The organism is Gemmatimonadales bacterium, assembly GCA_036279355.1.
In the GTDB taxonomy this organism is placed as follows: domain Bacteria; phylum Gemmatimonadota; class Gemmatimonadetes; order Gemmatimonadales; family GWC2-71-9; genus DASQPE01.
In genome coordinates, this window is record DASUJH010000059.1 from 24,656 (window position 1) to 31,353 (window position 6,698).

Sequence of the window (6,698 nt, forward strand, 5' to 3'; positions counted from 1 at the left end):
TTACGGCCTGCCTTGTGACCCCTCTAACCGCCCAGTCGACTGGATTAACCATTTACAACGACGGCCGAATACTGGTGCGCCGAACCTTTCCCCTCAATCTCCCATCCGGCGCCTCCGAGCAACGCGTCCCGCTCGGGAGCTACGACCCCGCGACGGTCTTTTCTCTTGATTCCGCTGTCACCATCGTTGGCGCTGTGTACGATGGAGCCCTCGATGAAACAAGCGCCATGCGCCGCGCGGTCGGGCAGCGCATCGTGTTTCGGACGAGTCCAACGGATACCGTGAGCGCTACTGTGGTGAGCGCCGAGCCGGAGCGGTTCCGGCTGGCGGATGGGCGGGTGCTCTTTGCGCGGCCGGGGCAGCCGGCATTTCCGGCGGAGGTGGTACCCGCGGAACCGGTGACGCGGCTCGCGCTCCGCACCAGCGGCGCGCGGAAGGAGCTGCGGCTCGGATACTTCACCTCGGGCGCGGCGTGGGAGGCGAGCTACGAGGTCGTCCTCGGCCGCGCGGGGGCGCAGACCATGGCGCGGGTGACGGGCGCAGCGGTGATCACGTCGCAGACGCTCGCGGCCGACAGCGCGGAGGTGCAGCTGCTCGCCGGTGCGGTGAGCCGGGCGCAGGCCCCGCAACCCCCGCCGCGTCCGGTCGCACGGGCCGAGGCGTTCGCGGCCAAAGCGCCGTCGGCGGAAGCGGCCGAGCAGCGCGTCGGCGAATTTCATCTCTACACGCTCGCCGGGCGCACGACGCTGGTGCCGGGGACGACCACGTCGGTGGCGCTTTTCGCGCCGGCATCGGCGGCGGTCGACCGGGCGTACGTCGTGCCCGGGGAGTTGCCGTACTGGGGATTCGTGCCGCAGCAGGGTGACGAGACCGAAGTCCCCGTTCAGGTGAGCTACACGGTGAAGCGTCCGCGGAAGACTGCGTTCGGCGAGAAGCCGCTCCCGGCCGGCGTGGCGCGGCTCTTCCAGCCGGACAGCGCCGGCCGCGTGCAGCTCATCGGCGAGGCGGCCGTGGATCACACCCCGGCGGGCGAAGATCTGAAACTCGATGCTGGCACCGCGTTCGATCTCACCGCACGCCGGGTGCAGACCTCCTATTCCACCCGGCGCGACAGCACCGCGGCGCATGGCATCCGCACCGTGGTCACCGCCGACTACCGTGTGTCGCTCACCAACGCGACCGACTCCGCGGCCACGGTCGAGGTGCGGGAGCAGCGCACGGGCGAGTGGAGCGTGCTCTCGAGCTCGGTGCCAGCCGAGCGGGTATCGTCCACCCTGGTGAAGTTCCGCGTGCCGGTGCCGGCGCGCGGCAGTGCCACGCTCACGTATCGGATACGGGCCGCGTGGTGAACGACGTCACGCTGGTTCACATGTCGGACCTGCACTTCGGCGGGCTCGCCGACCTGCGGCAGGTCGACGTGCTCGAGTCGCTGGTGCCGACGCTCGGCGCCGACGCGATCGTCATCGCCGGGGACCTCACCCAGCGCGCGCGGCACGGCGAGTTCCAGCGGGCGCAGGTCTTCGTCCGCGCGCTCCAGGCCTCCGCGCCGACGCTCGTGATCCCCGGCAATCACGACATCCAGTGGTGGCAGAGTCCGCTGGGCCTCCGCGGCGAGCGGGCCAAGTACGCCAAGTACTTGCAGTATTTTCCCGACCTGCGCCCGGTGCTCCAGATTCCGGGCGCCATGATCGTGGGGGCGCTCAGCAGCTACGGTGTCGCGCCGGGCTCGCTCACCTGGAATCTGCGCGACGTGGCGGTGAAGGGACATCTGCCGCGCTCGGAGACGCGGCGCGTTACGGCGCTCTTCGCCCACGCGCCGGCCGGTGCGGCCCGCGTGCTGGTACTGCACCACAACGTGCTCGCCGGTGTATCGTCCCGCCGCATGGGGCTGGCCCGCTGGCGCTCGGCGCACCGGCGGCTGGTGGCCACGGGCGCGGATCTCGTGCTCTGCGGCCACGACCACCAGGAGGGCGCCGACATGCTCGCGGGCCGGGTCGCCGTCAGCACCTCCGGCACCCACAGCTTCCGCACCCGCGGGGGGCGGGCGTCGGTGTTCAACCTGATTCGCATCGAGTCGACCGTGATTCACATTCAGCATTATCGATGGGACGCGACGGCGGGCAACTTTCTCGCCTCCGACCGCTTCAGCTTCACCCGCGGCAACGCCGCCGAGCCGGTCGTCTCCGCGACCGGCGGAGTGTAACCGATGCGACCCGCCTCGCTGCTGGTACCGCCGGAGGACGTGCTCACCCATCGCCTGAGCCGGCTCGGCCTGCGTCCGGTGGCGTCCGTCCGCACCCACACCAACCGGAGCGTCATGGTGAGCCTCACCGGCGGCCTCGTCTTGCGGCTGCACCGCGGCTACGCCCACGCGCCCGACCCGGTGCTCGCCGCCATCGTGCGCTTCCTCGATCCGCGGCGGCCGCGCGCGGTGCGGCGCCGGGCGGAGGCGGAGTTCCTCGCGTTTCCGGTGGAGCAGTTCGCGCCGCGCTCCGAGCGGCCGAGGGCGCCGGACCGGCCGCGGCCCGGTGATCTCGCGCTGCTGCACCGGCTGAATGAAGTGCACCGCCGGTTCAACGCCGAATTCTTCGGCGGCGCGCTTGGCGCGGTGCCGCTCCGGCTCTCGGGCCGCATGCGCACGCGGCTCGGTGAGGTGAGCGTGGATCTCCGCACCGGGCAGCCGATCGAGGTCGCGATCAGCCGGCGCCATCTCGCGGAGCACCCGTGGAGCGAAGTGGAGCACACCATGCTGCACGAGATGGTGCACCAGTGGCAGGCGGAGTCGGGGCTGCCGGTGGATCACGGGCCGAGCTTTCGCGCCAAGGCGCGCGAGGTGGGCGTGCTGCCGGCGGCCAAGCGCGCCGTGCGGCGGGAGAGCGCGCCGGCGGCGCGGCGGCGGCGGGCAGCGCGGAGCGGGCTCGGGGCGTGACTGGGGGCGGCGGCGGACTGCCGGACGAGCTCGCGGTGGTCCGGGACGTCTCGCATCGGCTCGACGCGGCCGGCCTTCCGTACATGCTCACCGGCTCGCTCGCGATGAACTACTATGTCGAGCCGCGCATGACGCGCGATATCGACGTAATCATCGACGAAGCCGGCCGCGACGCCGCGCGCATTGCGGCCATCTTCCAACCCGAGTATTACGTATCGCGCGAAGCAGTCGCCGAAGCCATCGCGCTCCGCACGTCGTTCAATGCGATTCACCTCCTGGCGGCGATCAAGGTGGATTGCTTTCCGCGGAAACCGGGCGAGTTCCGGGCGGCGGAATTGCATCGACGCCGCCGAGTGGCCATTGCCGGTTTCGAAACGTCTATCGCAACCATCGAGGATCTCGTTCTCGCGAAGCTGCTCTGGGCGCGCGAGTCGCGCTCCGAGCTCCAGCGGCGGGACGTGCGCAAGTTGCTGGAGGCGCCACACGACGCCGGGTACATTTCGGATTGGGTCGCGCGTTTGGATCTGGCCGACCTCTGGCAGGAGGTCCATCGATGAGCGATACGCAACCGGAGGCGGCGCGCCGTTACCGCGACATGATGCGCGCGCACTCCGGCGCGGAGCGGTTCGTCATGGGAACCGGCATGTTCGAGACCGCGCGGCTGCTCGCGATCGCCTCGTTTCCGCCGGCGCTTTCGCCCGACGAGCTCCGGCGCCGTCTCTTTGCCCGCTTCTATGGCGACCTGCCGCCCGAGCAGGTGCCGCCCAGTCTCCGAAACCCGTAGGCCGGTCACCCGGCTCCGCGCATGCCGCCCGACCGCGCCCACCACTTTGCCGTCGCCGTGCGCTGGACCGGCAACCGCGGCGCCGGCACGGCCGATTACCGCGCGTTCGACCGCACGCACGAGATCACGGCCGAGGGCCGCCCGCCGATCCCCGCATCGTCCGACCCGATCTTTCGCGGCGATCGCGCGCGCTACAATCCCGAGCTGCTCCTCGTCGCCTCGCTCTCTTCCTGTCACATGCTCTGGTATCTCCATCTCGCCGCCGACGCGGGCGTCGTCGTGACCGCGTACGAAGACGCGGCGCACGGGACGATGGCGGAAGCGCCTGACGGCGGCGGCCGGTTCACCGAGGTCGTGCTGCATCCCGCCGTGACGTTGGCCCCGGGCGCCGATGCCGAGCGGGCGCACGCGTTACATCAGCGGGCGCACTCGCTCTGCTTCATCGCGCGCTCGGTCAACTTCCCGGTGCGCTGCGAGCCGCTCGCCTGCCGATTCGCCGGCGCCGGCGATATCTTACCGTCCTCTTCCCGAGTCCGCCCGAGGCCCCACGATGGGTAGCGCCACCGCAACCAGCCAGTACACCGGCGTCGACTTCTTCAACGTCGATACCCTCCTCTCCGAGGAGGAGCGCGCCGTGCGCGACACCGTGCGCGCCTGGGTGGACGAGCACCTGATGCCGGTGATCGGGCCGTGTTATCTCGAGGGAAGATTCCCCAAGCAGCTCATCCCCGGCATGGCCGAGCTCGGCCTCTTCGGCGCCAACCTGCCGGAGGAGTACGGCTGCGCGGGGCTCAACAACGTCGCCTACGGGCTCATCATGCAGGAGCTGGAGCGGGGCGACAGCGGCATCCGCTCGTTCGCGTCGGTGCAGGGCGCGCTGGTGATGTATCCGATCTTCACCTTCGGCTCGGACGAGCAGAAGCGGCACTGGCTGCCGCTCCTCGCGTCGGGGCAGGAGATCGGCTGCTTCGGGCTCACCGAGCCGGACTTCGGTTCCAACCCCGGCGGCATGATCACCACCGCGCGCGAGACCCGCGACGGCTGGGTGCTGAACGGCACCAAGATGTGGATCACCAACGGGTCGCAGGCCACGGTGTCCGTCATCTGGGCCAAGACCGGCGACGTCACCGACGCCAAATCGATCCGCGGCTTCATCGTCCCCACCGACACCCGCGGCTACACCGCCAAGGATCAGCACGGCAAGCTTTCGCTCCGCGCCTCGGACACGAGCGAGATCCACCTCGAGGACGTCCATCTGCCGGAGGATGCCGTGCTCCCCGGATCGGGCGGCCTCAAGAGCCCGCTCATGTGTCTCACCCAGGCGCGCTACGGCATCGCGTGGGGCGCGGTGGGTGCCGCGATGGCGTGCTACGACGAGGCGCTCAGGTACGCGAAGAACCGGGTGATGTTCGACAAGCCGATCGCCGGCACCCAGATCCAGCAGGTGCGGCTGGTCGACATGCTGACCGAGATCACCAAGGCGCAGCTCCTGGCGCTCCAGCTCGGCCGGCTCAAGGACGCGGGGACGATGTCGCCCGAGCAGGTTTCGCTCGCCAAGCGCAACAACGTGAGCATGGCCACCGATTGCGCCCGCGAGGCGCGCCGGCTGCTCGGCGCCAACGGCATCCTGGCCGAGTATCACTCGATGCGGCACCTCGCGAACCTGGAGTCGGTCTACACCTACGAAGGCACCCACGACATGCACTCGCTCATCGTGGGGCAGTCGATCACCGGACTGGCCGCCTTCTAGCGTCGAGGCTCCGACACGCGGTTCGCCCGAAGCCCAGGGCCGCGGTGTCTTGATGTGTACGGGTTGCCTGCAACCGCTGCGCCGAGGTAACGCGTGCCCGATTCACCCGTGACATCGTCCGTCTCCGATCCGGCGCTCGCCGCCGCGCTCGCCGATCGCTACACGATCGAGCGGGTGCTCGGCCGCGGCGGGATGGCCACGGTGCATCTCGCGCACGATCTCCGGCACGACCGCCCCGTCGCGCTCAAGGTGCTGCACCCCGAGTTGGCCGCGTCGCTCGGCACCGAGCGGTTCGAGCGGGAGGTGAAGCTCGCGGCGCGCTTGCAACATCCCCACATCCTTACCGTGCACGACTCGGGCGAAAACGCCGGCCGGCTCTGGTTTACCATGCCGTTCGTCGAGGGCGAGTCGCTGCGCAGCCGGCTCCTGCGCGAGCGGCAATTGCCGGTAAGGGACGCCATCCGGATCGCACGCGAGGCCGCGGCGGCGCTGGCGTACGCGCACCGCCACGGCGTCGTCCATCGCGACATCAAGCCCGAGAACATCCTGCTCACGATGGAAGGCGACACCCTCGTGGCGGACTTCGGCATCGCCCGCGCGCTCGGCGCTGGTGATGACGAGCGACTCACCGAGACCGGGCTCGCCATCGGGACACCGGCTTACATGAGCCCGGAGCAGGCGAGCGGCGAGCGATCGATCGATGCGCGGAGCGACATCTATTCGCTGGGCGCCGTGCTCTACGAGATGCTCGCGGGGGAGCCGCCGTTTACCGGGCCCACGGCGCAGGCGATCCTCGCGCGCCGGTTCACCGAAAGACCGCGGCCGCTCCGGCAAACGCGGGAGACGGTGCCCGAGCCGGTGGAGCGCGCGGTGGCGACGGCGCTCGCGCGCGCTCCGGCCGACCGCTTCGCCACCGCGGGCGACTTCGCGCTCGCGCTCGAGGTCGCGGCGGACGCCGGCGGCGGGACCGGCCCAAGCGTCGCGACGGCGCCGCCGCCGCAGGCCGGAGCGCCGGGCACAGCCACGACCGTTCAGGCGCCCACCACGGCCGCCGCCGCGGGGCTTGGTGGTCGCCGGACACTGCTCGTCGCCGGAGTTGAGTTTCTCCTTGGCCTCGGCGTGCTCTTCGCGTGGCGGCGCGGCCACGCGGATACCGACGTCGAAGCCGCGACCGGCGCGCAGGTGATCGCGGTGCTGCCGTTCGAAAACGTCGGTGATTCGTCGCAGGCGTACGT

The 6,698-nt window shown here is 70.5% G+C and carries 8 protein-coding genes; all 8 read left to right on the top strand.

Annotation, left to right across the window (positions count from 1 at the left end; genetic code table 11):
* The first annotated feature begins 281 nt into the window (after positions 1-281).
* Entirely contained in the window at positions 282-1,349 is a 1,068-nt protein-coding gene (locus VFW66_14400; GenBank protein HEX5387891.1) for a hypothetical protein, read from the top strand.
* Positions 1,343-2,203: a metallophosphoesterase gene (locus VFW66_14405; GenBank protein HEX5387892.1), complete on the top strand. Its 861-nt coding sequence runs from the start codon at positions 1,343-1,345 to the stop codon at positions 2,201-2,203. The genes VFW66_14400 and VFW66_14405 overlap by 7 nt, the downstream gene beginning before the upstream one ends.
* 3 nt (positions 2,204-2,206) lie before the next feature.
* Positions 2,207-2,929 carry a SprT-like domain-containing protein gene (locus tag VFW66_14410; protein HEX5387893.1) on the top strand — a complete coding sequence of 241 codons (723 nt, stop codon included), beginning with the start codon at positions 2,207-2,209 and terminating at the stop codon, positions 2,927-2,929.
* On the top strand, positions 2,926-3,486 hold the full coding sequence (locus VFW66_14415) for a hypothetical protein (protein ID HEX5387894.1): 561 nt from the start codon (positions 2,926-2,928) through the stop codon (positions 3,484-3,486). The genes VFW66_14410 and VFW66_14415 overlap by 4 nt, the downstream gene beginning before the upstream one ends.
* Complete coding sequence (locus VFW66_14420) at positions 3,483-3,713, top strand: hypothetical protein (protein HEX5387895.1); 231 nt, start codon at positions 3,483-3,485, stop codon at positions 3,711-3,713. Before VFW66_14415 ends, VFW66_14420 begins: the two co-directional genes overlap by 4 nt.
* Before the next feature lie 21 nt (positions 3,714-3,734).
* Positions 3,735-4,271 (top strand): OsmC family protein, encoded by a 537-nt coding sequence (locus tag VFW66_14425; protein ID HEX5387896.1) that lies wholly within the window; start codon positions 3,735-3,737, stop codon positions 4,269-4,271.
* Complete coding sequence (locus VFW66_14430) at positions 4,264-5,463, top strand: acyl-CoA dehydrogenase family protein (GenBank protein ID HEX5387897.1); 1,200 nt, start codon at positions 4,264-4,266, stop codon at positions 5,461-5,463. The genes VFW66_14425 and VFW66_14430 overlap by 8 nt, the downstream gene beginning before the upstream one ends.
* A gap of 93 nt (positions 5,464-5,556) precedes the next feature.
* The coding region (locus tag VFW66_14435; protein ID HEX5387898.1) for a serine/threonine-protein kinase at positions 5,557-6,698 on the top strand (1,142 nt) is incomplete at its 3' end.